At 34.9% G+C, this 20,837-nt stretch carries 13 protein-coding genes; 3 read left to right on the top strand and 10 right to left on the bottom strand.

The features are described from left to right. Nucleotides 1–88: 88 nt before the first annotated feature. Complete coding sequence (locus tag BKM63_RS13200) at nt 89–1,549, top strand: TonB-dependent receptor (protein WP_071637038.1); 1,461 nt, start codon at nt 89–91, stop codon at nt 1,547–1,549. 217 nt (nt 1,550–1,766) lie between these two features. Here the strand turns inward: BKM63_RS13200 and bcp are convergent, their stop codons facing one another. Next, nucleotides 1,767–2,219 (bottom strand): thioredoxin-dependent thiol peroxidase, encoded by a 453-nt coding sequence (bcp, locus tag BKM63_RS13195; protein WP_071637037.1) that lies wholly within the window; start codon nt 2,217–2,219, stop codon nt 1,767–1,769. A gap of 334 nt (nt 2,220–2,553) precedes the next feature. On the opposite strand from bcp, the gene BKM63_RS13190 reads away from it, so the two are divergent. Continuing rightward, complete coding sequence (locus BKM63_RS13190) at nt 2,554–3,210, top strand: endonuclease III domain-containing protein (protein WP_071637036.1); 657 nt, start codon at nt 2,554–2,556, stop codon at nt 3,208–3,210. 17 nt (nt 3,211–3,227) lie between these two features. On the opposite strand, the gene BKM63_RS13185 is transcribed toward BKM63_RS13190, so the two are convergent. From BKM63_RS13185 to BKM63_RS13150, 9 genes are all read right to left on the bottom strand, one after another. Then, complete coding sequence (locus BKM63_RS13185) at nt 3,228–4,292, bottom strand: tetratricopeptide repeat protein (RefSeq protein WP_071637035.1); 1,065 nt, start codon at nt 4,290–4,292, stop codon at nt 3,228–3,230. Between the two features lie 607 nt (nt 4,293–4,899). Then, nucleotides 4,900–5,043: a hypothetical protein gene (locus BKM63_RS23640; RefSeq protein ID WP_165608771.1), complete on the bottom strand. Its 144-nt coding sequence runs from the start codon at nt 5,041–5,043 to the stop codon at nt 4,900–4,902. Nucleotides 5,044–5,093: 50 nt separating this feature from the next. After that, nucleotides 5,094–5,678, bottom strand: coding sequence for an RNA polymerase sigma factor (locus tag BKM63_RS13180; protein WP_071637034.1), 585 nt, complete (start codon nt 5,676–5,678; stop codon nt 5,094–5,096). A 322-nt stretch (nt 5,679–6,000) separates the two neighbouring features. Next, nucleotides 6,001–6,759 (bottom strand): glycoside hydrolase family 16 protein, encoded by a 759-nt coding sequence (locus BKM63_RS13175; RefSeq protein ID WP_071637033.1) that lies wholly within the window; start codon nt 6,757–6,759, stop codon nt 6,001–6,003. 79 nt (nt 6,760–6,838) lie between these two features. Next, nucleotides 6,839–8,506, bottom strand: coding sequence for a glycoside hydrolase family 16 protein (locus BKM63_RS13170; RefSeq protein ID WP_071637032.1), 1,668 nt, complete (start codon nt 8,504–8,506; stop codon nt 6,839–6,841). Between the two features lie 11 nt (nt 8,507–8,517). Continuing rightward, complete coding sequence (locus tag BKM63_RS13165) at nt 8,518–10,119, bottom strand: PKD domain-containing protein (RefSeq protein WP_071637031.1); 1,602 nt, start codon at nt 10,117–10,119, stop codon at nt 8,518–8,520. A gap of 12 nt (nt 10,120–10,131) precedes the next feature. Continuing rightward, a complete protein-coding gene (locus tag BKM63_RS13160; RefSeq protein WP_071637030.1) occupies nt 10,132–11,631 on the bottom strand; it encodes a RagB/SusD family nutrient uptake outer membrane protein in 1,500 nt (499 codons plus the stop codon). A gap of 11 nt (nt 11,632–11,642) precedes the next feature. Beyond that, entirely contained in the window at nt 11,643–14,705 is a 3,063-nt protein-coding gene (locus BKM63_RS13155; protein ID WP_071637029.1) for a SusC/RagA family TonB-linked outer membrane protein, read from the bottom strand. Between the two features lie 241 nt (nt 14,706–14,946). Beyond that, nucleotides 14,947–17,748 (bottom strand): triple tyrosine motif-containing protein, encoded by a 2,802-nt coding sequence (locus BKM63_RS13150; protein WP_347511957.1) that lies wholly within the window; start codon nt 17,746–17,748, stop codon nt 14,947–14,949. Nucleotides 17,749–18,033: 285 nt separating this feature from the next. Between BKM63_RS13150 and uvrA the strand changes: the two genes are divergently transcribed. Continuing rightward, complete coding sequence (uvrA, locus tag BKM63_RS13145) at nt 18,034–20,829, top strand: excinuclease ABC subunit UvrA (protein ID WP_071637027.1); 2,796 nt, start codon at nt 18,034–18,036, stop codon at nt 20,827–20,829. Nucleotides 20,830–20,837: the final 8 nt, after the last annotated feature.

Genomic DNA, 20,837 nt, shown 5'->3' with positions numbered 1-20,837 from the left:
GAACTTAATTTTTTTACAAAAATAGGATTATTTCTCTTTCATTAGAAGCCTAATTTACTAACTTTGTAACAAATCTATTTAAAATAAAATGGGTACAGAAATAAAACTCAAAGGTGACAAGGTCATCGAACAGATTCCTTCAATAAAAGACAAAGCGTTACGCATTAATTTAAACGAGAATATTTACGGAACATTTGCTGAAATTGGTGCTGGACAAGAGACTGTTAGGCATTTTTTCAGATCCGGAGGTTCTTCAGGAACTATTGCAAAAGCGATGTCGGCTTATGACAAAGATTTTAGTGATGCTGTTTACGGAGTTGAAAGTGACGGAAGATACGTTACCGAAAACCGACTAAAAAAAATGCTTACGTTTGAAGGAGAATTGATCGAAGAACGTCTAAGCAGAGAAAAACACCCAAATAAACTTTTCTTCAGCTACGCCAATACAGTAGCAACAATAGATTTTGCCAAACAATTTAAAGGACACGGCTGGGTTGGAATTAGATACCAGATTGAACCAGACGAAGCTTATAACGAAATCATACTTCACATTCGTTTTAAAGAAACAGATGCCAGATTACAACAAGAAACACTGGGAATTTTAGGTGTAAACTTAATTTACGGTGCTTTTTACAAATACAATGATCCAAAACGTTTACTGCGTTACTTATACGACCACTTAGACAAAGATCAGTTAGAGATCGATACCATTAACTTTTCGGGACCTCGTTTTGCTGATGTAGACAATCGTTTGATGAGTTTACAGTTGGTTAAAAACGGAATGACAGATGCCGTAATGTTTAATCCTGAAGGAAAAAATATTCTTCCAGCTGCGATTTTATACAAAAAGAACCTTCTTGCCTTTAGAGGAAGTTTCCGCCCGGTTACAAATGTTAACCTTGATATGTATGAGAAATCGCTAAAAATGTTTCTCGAAGAAAATAAAGTTGAAAAAGACAATACATTAGTTGTTTTTGAAATTACACTTTCGAATTTACGTTCTGATGGAGAAATCGATGAGCGCGATTTTATGGACAGAGCCGAATTGCTTTGTTCGCTTGGTCAAACCGTTATGATTTCTAATTTCCAGGAATATTATAAAGTAGTGGAATATTTCGCCAATTATACTAAAGCCCGTATGGGATTAGCGATGGGTGTAAATAACCTTGTTGATATTTTTGATGAGAAATACTATCGTCATTTGAGTGGAGGAATTCTGGAAGCCTTTGGAAAATTATTCTACCGTGACATGAAAGTATTCTTATATCCAATGTTAGGTGAAAACGGTGAAGTTATCACTTCTGATAACCTAAAAGTGCATCCTAGAATGAAAGAATTGTATAAATTCTTTAAATTCAATGGAAAAGTTGTTGACATTAAAGATTACAATCCGGATATCTTAAATGTATTCTCGCGCGAAGTTTTAAAAATGATTGGTCAGGGAAAAACCGGCTGGGAACCAATGCTTCCTTCCGGAGTTGCCGAAATTATAAAAGAACACCATCTTTTTGGGTATCACCCGCAGAAAGAACTGGAGCAAAATGCTTAAAAAAAAGTCCAAAAAAGAAATTCTTTTTTGGACTTTTTTTTTAAGTTTTCAGTCGCAGTGGCTAGTCTCAGTTTCTCTCGTTATCTTTTTGGTTTCAGGTTTTCGAGACGGAAACTTTGTCAAAGTTCAAAACTTTGACAAAGTTTCTTGAAATAAATAATATTCTTAGATCTTATCAAATTGTCAGGCTGCACTTGAAACCTGAAACAAAGAAAAACTATTTCAAAATCTGCGCTGCGTGTTCTTTTGTTTTTACTTTTTCGATTACTTCTTCGATGATTCCTTTTTCGTCGATTACAAAGGTTGTTCTATGGATTCCATCGTATTCTTTTCCCATGAATTTTTTAGGTCCCCAAACGCCAAATGCATTGATTACCGATTTGTCCTCGTCGGCAATTAGAGGAAAAGGGAATTCGTATTTGTCTTTGAATTTTGACTGCGCTTTTTGACTGTCGGCACTTACACCCAATAATTCGTAATTATTGGCTTTAAAGCGTTCGAAATTGTCTCTTAAATCGCAAGCTTCGGCTGTACAACCCGGTGTACTAGCTTTTGGATAAAAGAAAACGACTAATTTTTTTCCGGCATAATCTGCCAGTTTATGTGATTTTCCGTCCTGGTCTGTTCCTGAAAAGTTTGGCGCTTTATCGCCTGCTTTTAATGTTGTCATTTATTTAGATTATTAGATTGTTAGACTTCTTAGATATTAGATTGTTAGACTTCTTAGATATTAGATTGTTAGACTTCTTAAATTTTAAAAAAGCTGTGCTTTTTTAAAATTTAAAATAAAACTCATAAGTCATAATCCCACAACTCTTCATGCCCCAGATTGCAGTGGAAACCCCGGAGTTGTGACGGCTTGCATTTTTTGTATTAAGAAAGCGACCAGCGGAAGCTTTGTTAATACTTAAAAATGCTGCTGTTACAACGAGGAGTTGAAACGGAAAGCTGGATTAGGCACATCATCAAAATTATACTATTTTTACAGGATTAAAAATACGGAAATGAATAAAGAAGCTCGCGTAGAATTTGTTATAAATACGTTAAAAGAACTCTACCCTACTATACCTGTCCCGCTTGATCATAAAGACCCTTATACCTTATTAATTGCCGTTTTGCTTTCGGCTCAATGTACAGATGTTCGTGTGAACCAGATTACACCGCTTTTATTTACAAAAGCCGATAATCCGTATGATATGGTGAAGATGTCTATTGAGGAAATTAAGGAAATTATTCGTCCGTGTGGTTTGTCTCCAATGAAATCTAAGGGAATTCATGGTTTATCTGAAATTTTAATTGCCAAACATAACGGACAAGTCCCGCAGAGTTTTGAAGCACTGGAAGAATTACCGGCTGTGGGACACAAAACGGCAAGTGTTGTTATGTCTCAGGCTTTTGGCGTTCCGGCTTTTCCGGTTGATACTCATATACATAGATTGATGTACAGATGGAATCTTTCGAATGGAAAAAACGTGGCGCAAACTGAGAAAGATGCTAAGCGATTATTTCCAAGAGATTTATGGAATGATTTGCATTTGCAGATTATCTGGTACGGACGTGAATATTCGCCGGCCCGTGGATGGAGTCTTGAAAAAGATATTATTACAAGAACTATTGGAAAGAAATCTGTTATAGAAGAAGCTGCTAAAAAGAAAGTTTAGCAGCTTCTTTTTTATGTTTACATACTGCTTTTTAATGCATTGTATTCATTTGTCATATCCAGAGATCTGTATACTCCCAGAAGCGTTTTTGTTGCATCTGTATTTTTAGGCTCAATACTAAGTGCCTTTTTTAGATACGGAATCGCGCTTCGGGTCACATCATCTTTCCTGGCACTTAACTTATCATATTTCTGCATTTCTGCAGGCGTAGTGCCCAGAGATGATATTTCATCGGCTAGATCCTTTTTTAGTTGTAATTTTAGGTAGGCCATATTAATATAAGCATCAATATAGTTTGGGTTCAGCTCTAAAACGTAGTTATAAATTACCTCGGCTTTTGGATAATCTTTTTTCTCAAGATAAGCATAAGCCAGATTATTATTTACTTCTATTTTTTTGGACGGAACTGATTCTGTTCTTGGTTTTTCATAAAGTCCCTGCTGAATTGCAGATTCTCTGGCTTTAGGAGAAACAAAAACATCTTCTTCTTTTGTTTTCTTGTTTGTTGCATAATACAAAACTCCTTTTCCTGAAAAATTAATCTTTTTCAAGAGTTCGTAGTATTTAATTGCAGAGTCGTAATCTTTAGCGTTTATAGAGGAAGATGCCGCATTGTATAAGTTTAATGTGTCTTTTTTATCAAACAAATATACTTTGTAACTTTTCTCGGCACTTTCTTTAAATTTACCTGCATTAAAATCAGACATTGCGCCATTTACAAGACTGGATTTCATTTCTTTAAGCGCTGCGTTTGCTTTAATTGTAAATTTGAATTTGCCTGATTCGTTTTCATACAAAAACACGTCCTGATAGGCTTGTGATGCTAATGTAAAATTATTGGCAGCATCAATGTTTTTTACGGCTAAATCTTTTAAAACGTTACCTTTTAAAAAGTAATAATCTGATTTGTCTTCATCAGATGCGTTTAGGATCAGGTATTCTGTTTTATTTAAAATTGCCAAAGCTTCCTGGCTTTTTCCTTTATCATACAAAGAAAGGGCTTCTTTGATTTGTTCTTTTTGGGCAAATGCACCGATACTCATCAATAGCAGGCATGATAGTATTCTAATATTCTCTTTCATTTGGGGTTAAGTTTTGGTGGTTAAATGATTCTCGTGGTATTCATGTGAGATAATACAAAAGGAACGCCCAGATTGTTTATTTGTCAAAAAAACAAAGGAAACTAAATGGTGACTTTTTATCATCTAAGCAAAATATCTGCTGGTACAAATATTTTTGCTAAAAATCAAATGTGCGGTAAACTTAACTAAATAAAGCAGGGTAGTTTTTCGTCATAAATTATCTGGTTTTAGATTATAAGTATTTAATTATTAATTTATTATTGTTGGTTAAATGCAAAAGAGTAATTATTATTAATATGAAAAACACTATACAAAAGCGTTTTTACTAAATAAAAAATTACTTTTTAACTAAAATAAAATTAAAAATTAAATAATCATACAAAATTGAGTCAAAATATTAAATTTTAACAAAACACAGAAAAAGCAGCATAAAAAACTTATAAAATTTTACCAGAGAAAAAAATTTATACTTGTAATGGAAAAAAAAGTTACTAAAATGCATAAAAAAACTCACTACTTGTATTTTCATACAAATAGTGAGCTTTCAACCAAAACGACCATTTGGTTTTTCTTTCGAAATAAACATCCGACCAAAGCAGCGGGCTGTCTAATTAGCTATGATTTCAAAACTTTTATCTTCAATTTTCACAACTTTTAGAGCTTGTGAGTAACTTAGTAAAAAGGAAACGACTTCTTTTTTAGGTTTTAAATCTTTAGAAGCTAATGCTTTTTTTGAGTAAATTTTCGCCATACTATGAAAATGTTTTATACTAGTATAACGGGCTAATATTCAAATTAGTATTAGTTGGTCAAAATAATTTGATGTTTGTCGATAATTTTTCTCAAATTCATCAATGCATAACGCATTCTTCCTAATGCAGTATTGATGCTGACATCTGTTAATTCTGAGATTTCTTTAAAACTCATATCCTGATACATTCTCATTACAAGGACTTCTTTTTGATCATCCGGAAGTTCTTCAATCAGCCTTTTTAAGTCTACCTCAACCTGGTCTACAATCATTCTGCTTTCGATGTTTAACGAATCGTCAGACATGATGGAGAAGATTGAAAACTCTTCGGTTTCTCTATACATTGGCATTTTTTTGGTTTTGCGAAAGTGATCCACAATTAAATTGTGTGAAATACGCATAACCCATGGAAGAAATTTACCTTCTTCGTTATAGGAATTACTTTTTAAAGTTTTGATTACTTTAATAAAAGTATCTTGAAAAATATCATTTGAAATATCTCTATCAGCAATCTTAGAATATATAAATCCGTATATTTTAGATTCGTGCCTTTTAATTAATGTTGCCAGGGCAGTTTCGTTGCCTTCAACATAATTTTTTACTAATAGAGCGTCTGGAATATGCAGATCAGCCATAATACTACTTTTTTAGTTTTAATAATTTGGAGTAATTTCTAAAAAGTAATTTTATTTTATAGGCAGATCTTTATTTTGAGTTATGTTAATATTGTGACCAAATTTAACAAATTATTATTTTAAAAAGCAAACAAATGCAATAATAATTAACATTAAATCGTTAAGTTTTTTACTGCAAAGTTTCATTTTGCTAAAAATCGTTAAAAAAAGGGGATTTTTCGGCATTGGATACATATCTAAAAAACAGATGTAAACAACTTACAATTAAACATTTAAGCCATTTACAACTGTTTTAATTCTTAAAATTTTAAGCGATGTCATTTTATTGATAAACGCGAACGTAATCGACGTAATATTTTTGCGGTAAAACGGAATCGTCTACTTCAGGGCCTCCAAAATTACCTCCAATGGCCAAATTTACAATAATATAAAATGGTTTATCAAAAGGCCAGATGTCTTCGTTTTTTACTGATGGATTAAATGTATAAACCAAAGTCGTATCGACATAAAAATCAATTTTGTCTTTGTCCCATTCGATAGCATACGTATGATAACCTTCTTCAATATTTGGAAATTCTGTTCTTTTCGTATTTATGGTATTTCCATGACTGTCCTGCGTGTGAAGGGTTGTATAAACCATGTGGGGGTCTCTGCCAATGTATTCTAAAATATCAATTTCACCGGTTTTCGGCCATTTGACCTCATCAATATTTGCACCCAGCATCCAGAAAGCCGGCCATAAACCGTGTCCAATTGGCAATTTTGCTCTGGCTTCGATTCTACCGTATTTAAACTCTTTTTTCCCTTTTGTTGTAATTTTTGTAGATGTATATTTATTTCCTTCTTTTCTGGCTTCGATTATTAAATTTCCGTCTTTAATTTCATGATTGGTTTTGGTATAAATTTGTCGTTCGTTATTGCCGTAACCGCAAAGATTAGGACAGCCGTCTCCAAGTTCGAAATTCCAGTCTTTTTCATTTATATTCTTCTTGTTGAAATTTTCTTCCCAGACCAATTTTCTTTTTACTTCCTGCGCGTATGAAAAACTGCAGACCAACAATAGTAAAACTACTTTATTCATATTACTTCTTTAAGATTACAAAATTAAGAAGGCCAGCCGAAACTGACCTTCTCATAATTACTAATTAATTAACTTATTATTATTGATATACTTTAACGTAATCAATCTCCATTGAAGATTGTGAAAAAGCACCATCAATAATGCCTCCAAAATTACCTCCCATTGCTACATTTAAAATTAAGAAAAAGTCGCTGTTAAAAGGTAAAGTCGCATCGTTTGGTACGGTGTGTATCAAGGTATCATCAACATAAATTGCTATAGATGACGGACTCCAGATTGTTTTATAAATATGAAATTCTGTAGAAACATTAGGAATTGTTTTAGAACCTGAATTGGCATTTCCGCCAGAATGTCCTGGATAATGCAATGTTCCGTGAATCAGGTTTTGACTGTTTCCAACGTGTTCCATTATATCAATTTCTCCGCAGGCAGGCCATGTTTTTGTGGCATAATTTTGCCCCAGCATCCAGATTGCAGGCCACGTACCACCACCAATTGGCAGTTTTGCACGTACCTCAACTTTTCCATAGGTAAATTTGAATTTAGCATCTGTTTTGATTCGGGCAGAAGAATAATCCATACCGCCAGAAGCTTCTTTTTTTGCTGTTATGATTAAGTTTCCTCCCTGCACTTTTATGTTTGAAGCTGCATTGGTATAATTTTGCTTTTCATTATTTCCCCAGCCGTCATTATTTGGTCCTCTTCCTAAATCATAAGACCATTTTGCAGGATCTGGTGCCCCATCTGTATTAAAATTTTCTTCCCAAACCAGATTGGTATAATCTGTTGTTGGGTTTTGATTTGGAGGTGTCGTTGTAAAAGTATGATACCAAGCCAATGCCGGATTACCTCCCATTACAGCTCTAACTACCATACGGTTAGGCGTAAGTGATAAAATCTCATAAGAACTTTGACCAATATAGTAGCCCATAAATCCATTGTCAGAGAAGTTCATTGTAGTTCCTCTAGTCTGCTCTGCATGTTTAGGATTCCCCATTATAACTGATTCTGATGGGCTTAATGATACATTTTTTACACCACCTGCATTATAAGCCACACACATATCTTCAGATAAAGTGGCTCCTGCAACGCTTCCAAAATCTTTGTTGAAGAAAGTCGCACCGCCATTATCTAACTGAAATTTAAGTTGCTCTCCGTCAATTGAGAAAGTCAATACATTCTCGTATAAACAACTGCTGTTTGGAGAAGCTGCTTTTTCAAATGCTCCGGCGCTATAGTAATTAGGGAAGTAGTTTTTCTCTTCATCGCCATCGTTCTGACCTACACCAAGATGACCTGGCTCTGATGCCGCCCAATACCATTTTTTAGAAGAACCGCCCGAAAGCAATTGTACCGCTTCGTCGTCGCTGAAATCACTTTGTACTTCTACATCAACTGTTGTATTGGTTGCTGTTCCTCCTGTTCCTGTAGCGACTACAGTTACAGTATAGGTATTAACTCCGGTTTTGGTAAATCTTTTAGAGATTTTTCCGTTTGGAGCATTATCAGAAGTTCCGTCGCTATATACATATTTAAACGAAATGGCTTTGTCTGCTGTTGCTGCAAATTTCACTATTCCGGATCCGTCTCCATAAGGAGCATCGGCTGTTTTACCCACAATTTCATAAGTTACCTTTAGATTTGTTGGTGCATTTATTGACCCAAATGTAAAATCGTCTTTCTGACAACCCGTCATCAAGAGAATCGTAAATAAGGATACTATCTTTATAATTAATTTTTTGCTCATGATTTCTTGTTTTAATTGGATTGTTTTATATCATCAAAATAATACGTTTCTCCTGCTCCTGTTTTTCCAAAGTCCGGAAACAAAATTACTCTGTCGTATTTAATCGTGCTGCCAAAAGCTGGTACACTTGTAAGGTCGAATGTTAAAACTTCCCATGCGTTTGCCACTGTTGTTTTAACCTCAACCTCTACATTTACACTTGGATTTCCATTTGCATCTTTAGGCGAAGTAGAAAGTTCCATTTTGTATAATATAACTGCTCCGGCTTTTGGCGACCAAACTGCAACTTTTACTTTAGTTCCTTTTGCGGCATCAAATGGGTTTTCAAGGTTTAAACTTGCTCCTCCCCAGGTTTCTGCTCCGCTCTTTTTATCAACTTTAACTACTTTATTAGAAACATTTAATCCCGTTTTATTAGGATTTGTTACTACAGCGGCATCTACATTACCAAATCCGCCCCAAGCGTAAGTTAAGCTCGTAGATTCAAAATCAATTGGCAATGATATTGATTCACCGGCTGCTTTATAGAAATAAATATTATCAACATAAATTGTTCCGCCAGCGTTTGGTTTTGCAACAAGTTTTAGCTGGAAGATATCATTTACTGTTAATCCCTGGCTGGTAAATGCTGAAATTGGAATATCTAAACTTGTCCATTGATTGGCTGTAAGATCTTTTGTTACGGCTCTTTCATCTGGTCCCGGTTTGATTAAAGAAGTTTCAAGTTTTTCTAAATCTGCTGTCCAGACATCCATGTGTAAATATTCCATGCCCGAAACGTCAATTGTCACATTGTCTGCCAATGCAATTCCCTGATAGCTTAATTTGATGTAGTTAAGCATTTTATCTCCATTCAGGTCAAATTCAGCAAAAGTGCCTGCTTGTCCCCAATTTGGGTTAAAGTTAGTTCCGGCTATATCTGTATATTTAGAACTGTAAATAGAAATTACATCTCCGGCTTGTCTGCTTGGAGGTGTTGGTGCCGATGTTGTTGGGTTAAGCACTAATTTAGCTGTTACTTCTACAGTATATTCGGTTGTTTTAACCGCTGCACTTTTAGCTACAACTTTAATGGTATAAACACCCGCTTCTTTATAAGTATAAGAAGCTGTTTCTCCATTATTAGCCGAAACCGGATCCGGTTTTCCTGGTTCTCCAAAATAAACATCATAGAAAAGAGCAAAGTCAGCAGTGGCTTTAACATTTACCTTTTTTGAAACAGATAAGTCATTGGTAACTTCTACTACTAAATTTTCCGGAGCTCTAAATGATACTATTACTTCTTTCTCAACTTCTGTTGTTTTTCCGTTAAGTCCAACTGCAATAATTTTAGATTTGTAAACTCCTTCTTTATAAACATGAGATACCGTTGCTCCCACTCCTATATAATCTGATTCCAGGCTTCCATCCCCAAAATTAATTTTATACTGTGTTGCTCCTTCACCTTTTGGCAGAAAAGTAACTTTTCCGGTATTGTCTTGCGTCACCGTTGCCAAAGCCGAAATATTTGTCGGAACAGGAATTCCGTCCAGATCAATATCTAAGTCATCGTTTGCACAGCCTATCAAAATGGCTAAAACGAAAAGATTTATAATAAAATGTATTTTTTTCATAATTGATGTTTTTTAATATCCAGGATTTTGTGCCCAGTTTCCGTTTGCAAACTGAATTTCTTCAATAGGAAGTGGAAATAATTCGTTTTTATCTGCTTTAAAGCCCGGTATTGTTCCAGCCGCTTTTTCAGTTCTTACTAAATCAAAGAAACGATGTCCTTCGCCAAAAAGCTCTAATCTTCTTTCTGCTAAAATATTATCTGTTAAAGCAGCTCCCGAAGTCGAAACATTATGATTGTCATCGCCAAAAGCACGTTTCCTTACCAAATTAAGATAGGTTCTTGCTTTTCCGTCGTCGATTCCTCCTCTATTATAAGCTTCCGCAGCCATTAACAATACATCTGCATAGCGAATCGCTCTATAGTTATTTGGATTTGTAAGATTCAAATCTCCTGCCGCATCTTTACTTCTTTTTCTTGGCAGATATTTTCTATTAAAGAAACCTGTATCTTCATTTCCTTTCCCAAAGCTCACCCCGTTACCATTATCGTAAGAAGAATTAGCTGCAGCCCAGGCCGCAATATCAAGAATTGCCACATCTTTACGTTTATCACCACTTTGAAAAGCATTTGCAGATTCGGCCGTTGGAATATTAAAGCTAAATCCTGAAGAAAATAAAGGTCCTGAATAATTACGTACACCGCTAAAACCAACTGCTACGTTTCCTTCGCTGCATTGCAGACAGCCAAATCCCGCTCCTTCGACATCTGTGTATTGAACTTCAAAAACAGATTCCGGACCATTTTCTCCAGCTGCTTCAAAAATTGAGTTATAATCTGTTACTAATGAGTATTTTCCTGAAGTAATAACGGCATCGAGTGTTGCAGCTGCCTGAGAAAATTTATTTTGATATAAATAAGCTTTTCCAAGTAATGCCTGAGCAGCACCTTTAGTTATACGTCCCTGCTGTGCCGCATTTGGAGACAAATTAGCAGATGCAAAAATCAAATCGGCTTCAATGGAAGCATATACTTCCTCAACTGATGAACGCGGAATTATCTTTTCATCTCCAATTTTAAATCTCGCATCGCCTTTCATCGGGATGCCGCCAAACCATTTTACTAATTCAAATTGATAATATGCTCTTAAAAAACGTGCTTCTGCAATTATCTGAGTTTTGCCTGTAAAATCTGTTTTATCCTTAAATTCAAGGATATAGTTAGCTCTTTGTACACCGGCAAACATCCAGTTCCAGATGTCTCTTAAATTGCTGTTTGTGGGTGTATGAATCATATCGTCTATCTGCTGAAAACCAATAACGTCTGTTGGACTTTCTCCTCCACAAAGCGTATTATCCGAAGCTATTTCTCCTAATAAAACATTTACATAAGTAGATTGAAGTAAATCGTAAGCAGCAATCAATGCGTTGTCATATTCTTCTTTAGAATTAAAATAATTCTCAGAGTCGATAGAATATTCAGGTTTTGGATCTACAAACTCATCCGAACAAGAAGTTAGTACGGTCGAGAACAAAACCAGTGTTATAGTGGAAATAATTAAATACTTTTTCATTTTAATTGAAATTAAAAATTAATGTTTAAGCCCAATAAATAAGTTCTTGGGATTGGATAGAAACCATAATCGATTCCGGCTCCAATAGGAGACTGTGAAGTATTATCTCTATTTGTTGGTCCAAAAGAAGCTCCCGGATCAAAACCTTTATATTTTGTAAATGTGTAAAGGTTATTTACTCCAGCATAAAGTCTTAATTTAGAAACTCCCGCTTTTTGAGATATGGCAGGATTAAGAGTATAACCAAGCTGTACATTTTGAATTCTTAAATACGAAGCATCTTCTACAAAATAATCTGAAAAAACATTGTTTGATGTCGCTCCTGTTGTTACTCTTGGAGTAGAATTACTTGTACCAGGTCCTGTCCATCTGTCTAAAACATAATTGATACGATTGGCATCAGAAAGTGTTCTTTCGTAATTACGCACCATATCGTTTCCTACTGAAGCAAATGTAAATAAAGCAAAGTCAAGTGCTTTGTAGTTTAATTGTATATTGAACCCCATTGTGGCATCCGGAATTGGATCTCCAATATTGGTTTTATCTTTAGTATCAATTACACCATCTCCATTTAAATCAACATAACGAATATCTCCCGGTGAAGCAACTGCTCCTAAGGCCACCTGAGATGGATGTGCGTCAATTTCTGCCTGATTTTGGAAAATACCATCTGTTTTATATCCGTAGAAATATCCCATTGGTTTACCAATTTCCATTCTTGAAGGTGCCGGTTGTCCTACACCAAAAGCACCACCTTCGATAAATCCTGTTCCATTGTTTACTTCTGTGACTTTATTATTCAGGAAAGTAACATTGTAACCTACGCTGAAAGAAAAAGCATCAGATAATTTTTCTTTGTAGTCTATCGAAAATTCAAAACCAGAGTTTTTAACTGTTCCTGCATTTAAAGTTGGAGCACTTGCACCTGGCGCGCCCGTACCATTAATACCTGAAACCGGAATATTTGGTATCAATAAATCTTTTCTGGTATCAATAAAATAATCGGCTACTATAAATATTTTGTCATTTAATATTTTTAGGTCTAGACCAACATCTACTTTTTGAGCTTCTTCCCATTTTAAATCAGGATTTGGCACCTGCCCGTTTGCAGTTCCGTTAACTAATGTTCCATTAAAAACGTAAGTTGCTTCTCCATTTAATAATCCCAGATAACCAAAATTCGGAATCTGGTCATTTCCTAAAGTTCCGTAACTAGCTCTAAGTTTTAAGAAGTTTATAAATTTAGGCTGACCAAAGAAACTCTCATCAGAAATCACCCATCCTGCGGTAAAAGAAGGAAAGTACCCCACTTTATTGCCCGGACCAAATTTTGTTGAAGAATCACGTCTTAGCATTGCAGAAAGCAAATATTTACCTTTATAATCGTATTGTAGTCTTCCAAAATAAGAAAGCCTTCTTTGATCGTAAACATAAGAGCTGTTTGTAAGGGTTTCTGATGTTCCTTTTGTTAAGGAGATATCCGCATTTTCCCAAAGATTATTTGGCACATCAAAACCAGTGGCAGTCAAACCATTACCCCACTCTTTAAAAATGGTTGTTCCTAAGGTTCCTGTCAGGTTATGACTTTCAGCAATTTTTGTATTGTAAGTTGCAAAAAGGTCAAACGAGTAATTGTTGTCGTTTACAGCTCCTTGTGTTACAGAGCTTCTTTGTACGTCAAAAACTTTTCCTCCATAACTAATAAGTTTATTAAACGTTTTTGATTCACTGTTTGAAGTATTAAAACCTATAGACCCTGATAAGGTAAATCCTTTGAAGATTTTATAATCCAAACCAAAGTTTCCGTTTATTTTCTTATAGTTATAATCGTTGTACGTATTCGCAATTTGTGCCAGCGGATTAATTATTTCAGTTCCTAAACCTGTTGTACTCGGCACTAAAGTATAATCGCCATTTGCATCGTACGGGCTTAATGTTGCGGGAACGTTTAAGGCATTAAAAAGAACCGACCCTAATCCATTTTCATTTAATGTATTTCTTGTAAAATAGGTATAAATAACATTGGTTTTTAATTTGATTTTATCGCTCAAATCTGCTCCAAGACCAATTCTGGCAGTATTTCTTAAAAAGCCGGATTTATCTCCGCCTACAATACCTTCCTGATCTAAATGAGAACCACTAATAGAATATGTAATTTTATCAGATCCGCCGGAAATAGTTATATCGTTATTAATAATGGGAGCGTTCTGAAAAACTTCATCCTGCCAATCTGTTCCTTTTCCCAGCGTGTTTACATTTGGATAAGGAAGTGCTTTACCTCCATTTGCATAACTTTCATTTAAAAGTAAGGCATATTCTGTAGCGTTTAAAGTTGGCAGTTTTCTTGAGGTTTGTTGAAAACCAGTATAACTATTAAAGGAAACTCTGGTTTTAGAATTCTTCTTACCCATTTTAGTCGTTACCAAAATAATACCGTTTGCTCCAATAGTTCCGTAAATAGCGGCCTGGGCATCTTTTAAAACTGTAATAGTTTCAATATCATTTGGATTCAGGATTCCCAAATCTCCCACATAACCATCAATCATAACTGTTGGCCTGTTTTCACCATTTGTGGCTATACCACGTATACGAATATCAAGCGGTGCACCCGGCGCTCCTGATTGTGTTGTTACATTAACTCCCGAAATAGTTCCTTGTAAAGCCTGCTCGATTCTTGCTGGTTTCAAGATATCGATTGTTTTACTGTCTAAAACAGCTACAGCTCCTGTAACTTCTCTTTTCTTTTGGCTTCCGTAACCAATAACTACGACTTCGTCTAATGATTTAGCATCGTCGCTCATTTTTACAGTCATTTTAGTTCCCGTTACAGCAACTTCCTGCGTTCTGTAACCTATATAACTGAAAACAATTGGAGTTCCTTTTGGAACATCTGTTAGTTTAAAAGATCCGTCGAAGTCTGTGGTTGTACTCTTAGACGAATTTTTAACTTTTACATTTACACCTGGCAATGATAAACCAGACGCATCTAATACTGTTCCTGAAACATCTAAGTTCTGCGAGAACGCAAAAGATGTAAACAGCAATAGTACTGTTAGTAATAATTTAGATTTCATAATTAGTTAGTTTTTATTGAAAGCTAAATTTATTTGTTCCCTTTATGAAAACGACAAAATTAACCTCAACAAAAAACATACATCACAAAAAAAACTATTGTAAAATCATTATATCACAAAATAGACCGCCAAATGACTATAATTTACGAATGTTAATTTCTTTAACATTTGACAGCTAAACTCCCAACAAAACCATAATGTTGTGGTAATGTATAGTTTTTTGATACCGATTTTTACTCTACTATACAGACAGAATATATTCCACTAAACCGTTTTCGTGCTGTAAATCCATTTTTTTACGCAAACGGTATCTTTTTATTTCAACACTTCGAACCGAAATATTAAACATAGGGGCGATTTCTTTAGATGAAAGATTCAATCGCAGATAAGCGCACAGCCTTAGATCATTTGGTGTTAGTGCAGGATGCATTTGCTTGATCCTTTTTAGGAAATCTTTATCGGCACTGTCAAATGCTTCCTTGAATACTTTCCACGAATCTTCCTCAGTGATATTTTTGTTAATGGTGCTAATTACAGATTTGATATTTGAACTGTCATTTTGAGCTGTTTTTTTCAAATCTTCTTTTATAAACGCCAGCAATTCGTTTTTACTATTTAAACTCATAGTCGAAACTGCCAATTCTCGATTTTTGTTATCTACATCCTGCGAAAGCTGCTCGTTTCGCAGTTTCATTAATTGCTGCTCATTTTCTAATTCTTTAATCTCCAGTAAAAGATTATTCTCTTCTATTAATTTCTCTTTCTGCTTTTGATAAAAATTTCGATATGCTTTGTTTACAAAATAAGCCATCGTAAGGATTAGAAGGAAATAAATAAAATAAGCCAGATTGGTCAAATACCAGGGTTTTAAAACTACAAAGGTATAAGAAGCGGTATTTTGTAAAATCGTATTTGCATATTTTGCCCTAACCTTAAAGGTGTATTTTCCCGGAGGCAGATTTTTAAAATTTACCGTGGCTTTTGTACTCCATTCGCTCCATTCATCCTGAAAACCATCCAGTAAGTATTGATATTCAGCATTAATGTATTTGTTGTACTCCGGAACCGTATAATTGAGCGTAATGTTATTTTCATTCGATTTAAAACTTCCTTCATTCCAAATCCCGACATTCTTAAACGTTTCGTTTTGTTTGTTTATAGTAATATCCGTGATAAAAACATTGTAGTTTTTAAATGTCAAATCATCTATATTAAGTGTATAATATCCATCTGTTGTTCCTATTAAATAAGTGGATTTCGAAATTTGGGTGATATTCTCGTAACCCAGCATCGAATTGGTTAAGGATGAAGGAATCGGGATTATATTTTCTTTTAATTGATTACTCAATTTACTGGCGGAGAAGTAATGAATGTAATTTTTAGAGAAAAGCCAGATCTTACTCGAATTGTCGACGATTAATTTCCCCGAAGTATATTCGTCTTTTTCAAAAATAGAACTTAACAGATTGTCTTTTTCGAATTGTTTTGTTTGATAATTCAGTTTAAATATACCTCCTTTAAAAGCATAATAAATGGAATTATTAAACTTGGTCAAACTCGCATATTTTCCTTTATCAGGATATTTGTAGGTATAAAAACCCTGGGTTTTCAGCAGTGTTTTATCAAGCTTTAACCTAAATATTCCTTTGTATTCATGGCTGACATAAACATCAAAATGATCTCCAATTTCAAAATAACGGGACGAATAATCAAAACCCTGAATTTTATTTTTGAAAACCCACTGATTGTTTATTTTTTCTAAAACCGAAATACCATAATAATTCCCCTGAAGGAGCTGGTTTTTATTGCCCGGAACCGTTTCAAATTTCCAGGTTCCGGAAGCCGAAAATATACTTTTGGCCGTATCACCAGCAACCACAAATGTTCCCGAATCATGTCCGCAAAAAAGCGTGTTCTCGTATACAAACAAAGACCAAACCTGTCCCTTTGTTCCGTTTATGAATTTAAATTCCGAACTGCTTTGATTGGGCTTACAAAACAATCCCTGATTGGTTCCAATGTACAGCATCCCGTTATGAATCGCCGATGCATAGACCGTTCCCAAAACTCCCGAATCATCTGTAAAACTATGCACAGGCGACTGAATATTGATACAGTTGATGCCATTATCAAGCCCCGTCCATAAATTTTGATCTTTATCTTCAAAAAGAGACAAAGCTGTATTATTGCTTAATCCTTTGCTTTGTGTAAGATGGTATTTCAGTTTTCCATTTTCAGACAAAATAAAAATTCCGTTCGAAACAGTTCCCAAAGCAAAACTCCCATCCTGAAGACGCTGGCTGCTGTATACGAAACTCGATTTTAATTCGGCATCAACATCTGTAGAAATGGGTGTTAATACATTTCCAACAAGTTTATAAATTCCATCTAACTGTGTTTGAATCAGCAAACCTTCATCTGTAGTAAAAATGTTGGCAATCGTAAATTTCTTAAGAGTGGGATGATCTGAAACCAATTTTGCCTGACCGCTTTCAATCTCAAAAAGCCCTTCTTTTATGGTTTGAAAATAAATGGCATTCTTTGCTGCAAACGACTTTACAACCCCATTTTGAGGAGCAATTATTTTAAACTGTTTTGTTTTGGTGTCGTAGATATAAATTCTATTTAAAGACTGAAACAAAATCCAATGATCGTATTTTAGAATATTCCAAAACTGCTCATCATCTAAAATCTTATTTTTTATAGTATCGCTCAGCGACGTATATTTCAATTTACCATCTGCCTGCCTGGTCCAGTAACCAAAATTCATATAACTGCCCGTATAGATTTTGTTTCCAATTACTTTAACAGAACGAAGAATCGTTTCATTTGGTCCCGGATACAACTGCCAGCTGGTTCCGTTATATTCTAAGAGCCCATCGTTATTGGCAAAATACAAATAATTATTATGGTCCTGTGAAATCATCCAGCTCTGATTTCCGGCGCCATAAACCGAAGGAGAATATTTTACAATTGGCGGGAATTCCTGCGAGAACAACAGGAAATTCATAAAAAATAGTAAGATAGATAGTTTAGTTTTCAAAATTTGGTCAGGATATTAAAATAGTACTAAAACAGTCCTAAAATAGGACATTTTACAGTTGAAACAATACTTTTTTAATAAAAAAAGATTTCACAGAATATAGGGGTATAATAGTGTCTCAGCGGTTGAAACCGCGGGCAATGTTCTAAATAAATTGTGTTTTATTTCATCTCTTTGTTATTGAATATCAAAAAATCAACATGGTAATTCTGTTAAGATTTGGAACAATATCCTTAACAAAACTCTGTTCAAAATTGATTACTTTTGTAGAAATTGACTTTTTTTATGCAAATTGATCTTTCTACACTAGACCCAAAGCAAAATATTATAATAAAAGGTGCCCAGGTACATAATTTAAAAAATGTAGATGTGGCCATTCCGAGAAACAAACTTGTAGTAATTACAGGACTTTCAGGATCAGGAAAATCGAGTTTGGCTTTTGACACTTTGTATGCCGAAGGACAACGTCGTTATGTAGAGAGTTTATCTTCATACGCACGTCAGTTTTTGGGGCGTTTAGACAAACCAAAAGTTGAATATATCAAAGGTATTGCACCAGCTATTGCAATTGAGCAAAAAGTAAACACCACTAATGCCCGTTCAACCGTTGGAACTTCAACAGAAATCTACGATTATATTAAACTTTTGTTTGCCAGAATAGGACGAACATATTCTCCGGTTTCAGGACAGGAAGTCAAAAAAAATACCGTTACAGATGTCGTTTCTGATGTAAAAACACTCGAAATTGACAGCAAATGGTTATTGCTTGCTCCTATTCATTTAGAACAGGGACGTCAGCTTGAAGACAAACTTAAAGTGCTTTTACAACAAGGTTTTGCCCGTATTTTAGTTGATAATGAAATGGTTCGTTTAGATGAATTTACTCCAACAGAAATACATAAATTAGACAACAAAGACATCTTATTAATCATTGACAGAATTATTGTTAAGGATGAAGAAGAATTCTACAATCGACTTTCAGATGCCGTACAAACTGCTTTCTTTGAGGGAAAAGGAATTTGTTACCTTCAGGAAGTGGGTTCGAATAAAAGATTTTCGTATTCCAATAATTTTGAATTAGATGGCATAACGTTTTTAGAGCCAAACGTTCACCTATTTAGTTTTAATAATCCATACGGGGCTTGTCCGGTTTGCGAAGGTTACGGAAACATTATTGGAATTGATGCTGATCTCGTTGTACCAAACACCTCTTTATCTGTTTTTGAAAGTGCCATTTATCCCTGGCGCGGCGACAGCATGAGCTGGTATAAAGATGAATTGGTAAAACATGCTTATAAATTTGATTTCCCTATTCACAAACCCTATTTTGAGCTTTCAGACGATCAAAAAGAATTGATTTGGAGAGGAAATCAATATTTTCAGGGGCTTAATGATTTCTTTAGAGAATTAGAAGAGAAAAATTATAAAATACAAAACCGTGTCATGCTTTCGCGCTACCGAGGTAAAACAAAATGCCACGCTTGCCGCGGAAAACGTTTACGCGAAGAAGCTTCGTATGTAAAAATTGGCGGTAAAACGGTTTCAGATTTAGTCGATCTTCCTATTAAACATTTGGTTACCTTTTTCAAGAATCTGGAATTAAACCCATACGAACAGCAGATTGCAAAACGTTTAATGGTCGAAATAAATAATCGCTTATCCTTTTTAACCGAAGTTGGTTTGGATTATTTAACCTTAAACCGAAATTCTTCTACTCTTTCAGGAGGAGAATCGCAGCGTATAAACCTGGCGGCTTCTCTGGGAAGCAGCTTAGTTGGTTCGATGTATATTTTGGATGAGCCAAGTATTGGACTCCATCCAAAAGATTCTGAACGCTTGATAAAAGTATTGCTTTCGCTTCGTGATTTAGGAAATACCGTAATTGTGGTAGAACACGACGAAGATATCATGAAAGCGGCCGATATGATTATTGATATTGGTCCGGAAGCAGGAACTTTTGGAGGAAACCTTGTGGCACAGGGAACGTATCAGGAGATTTTAAAATCAGATTCACTTACTTCTAAATACTTAAATGGCGATCTGGAGATTTCGGTTCCAAAGAAAAGACGAAAATTCAAAAATCATATTGATATTATTGGTGCAAGAGAAAACAACTTAAAAAATATTAATGTTACTTTTCCTCTTGACATTTTAACGGTAGTAACCGGAGTTTCAGGAAGCGGAAAAAGTACCTTGATTAAGAAAATCTTGTTTCCTGCCATGCAGAAAAAACTGGAAAATGCCGCCGAAAAAGCAGGCCAATTCAGTGAAATATCAGGGTCATTTTCGCAGATTAAACATATCGAATATGTAGATCAAAACCCAATTGGGAGAAGTTCGCGATCAAATCCTGTTACCTACATCAAAGCGTATGATGATATTCGTGATTTGTATGCAAAAGAAAAATTATCCAAAATAAGAGGCTATCAGGCCAAACATTTTTCTTTTAATGTTGATGGAGGCCGATGCGAAACTTGTAAAGGAGAAGGCTCTATAAACGTTGAAATGGTTTTTATGGCCGATGTTTCTCTCCCTTGCGAAACCTGTGGAGGTAAACGATTTAAAAAAGAGATTCTGGAAGTAACTTTTGACGATCAGAATATCAATGATATCCTTACCATGACCATTGACGATGCCATTGCTTTCTTCGAAAAAAACAAGCAGGCAAAAATCACACAGAAATTACAGCCTTTACAAGATGTTGGTTTAGGATATGTTCAGTTAGGACAATCTTCTTCGACTCTTTCAGGAGGTGAAGCACAACGTATAAAACTAGCTTCATTTTTAGTAAAAGGAGCTACAAAAGACAAAGCTTTATTTGTTTTTGATGAACCTACAACTGGTCTGCATTTTCATGACATCAAAAAATTATTAGCTTCGTTTGATGCTTTGATCGAAAAAGGACATTCGATAATCGTTATTGAACATAATCTTGACTTAATAAAATGTGCCGACTGGATTATAGATCTGGGTCCGGAAGGTGGTGAAAACGGCGGACACTTATTAGCAGCCGGAACACCTGAAGATATTGTTAAGGTTAAAGAATCGGTTACAGGGGTTTATTTAAAAGATAAATTATAAAAAAAGCC

Source organism: Flavobacterium johnsoniae, from assembly GCF_001879205.1.
Lineage (GTDB): Bacteria > Bacteroidota > Bacteroidia > Flavobacteriales > Flavobacteriaceae > Flavobacterium > Flavobacterium johnsoniae_A.
Note: the sequence above shows the minus strand (reverse complement) of the source record. Positions and strands in the feature narration are given on the sequence as shown.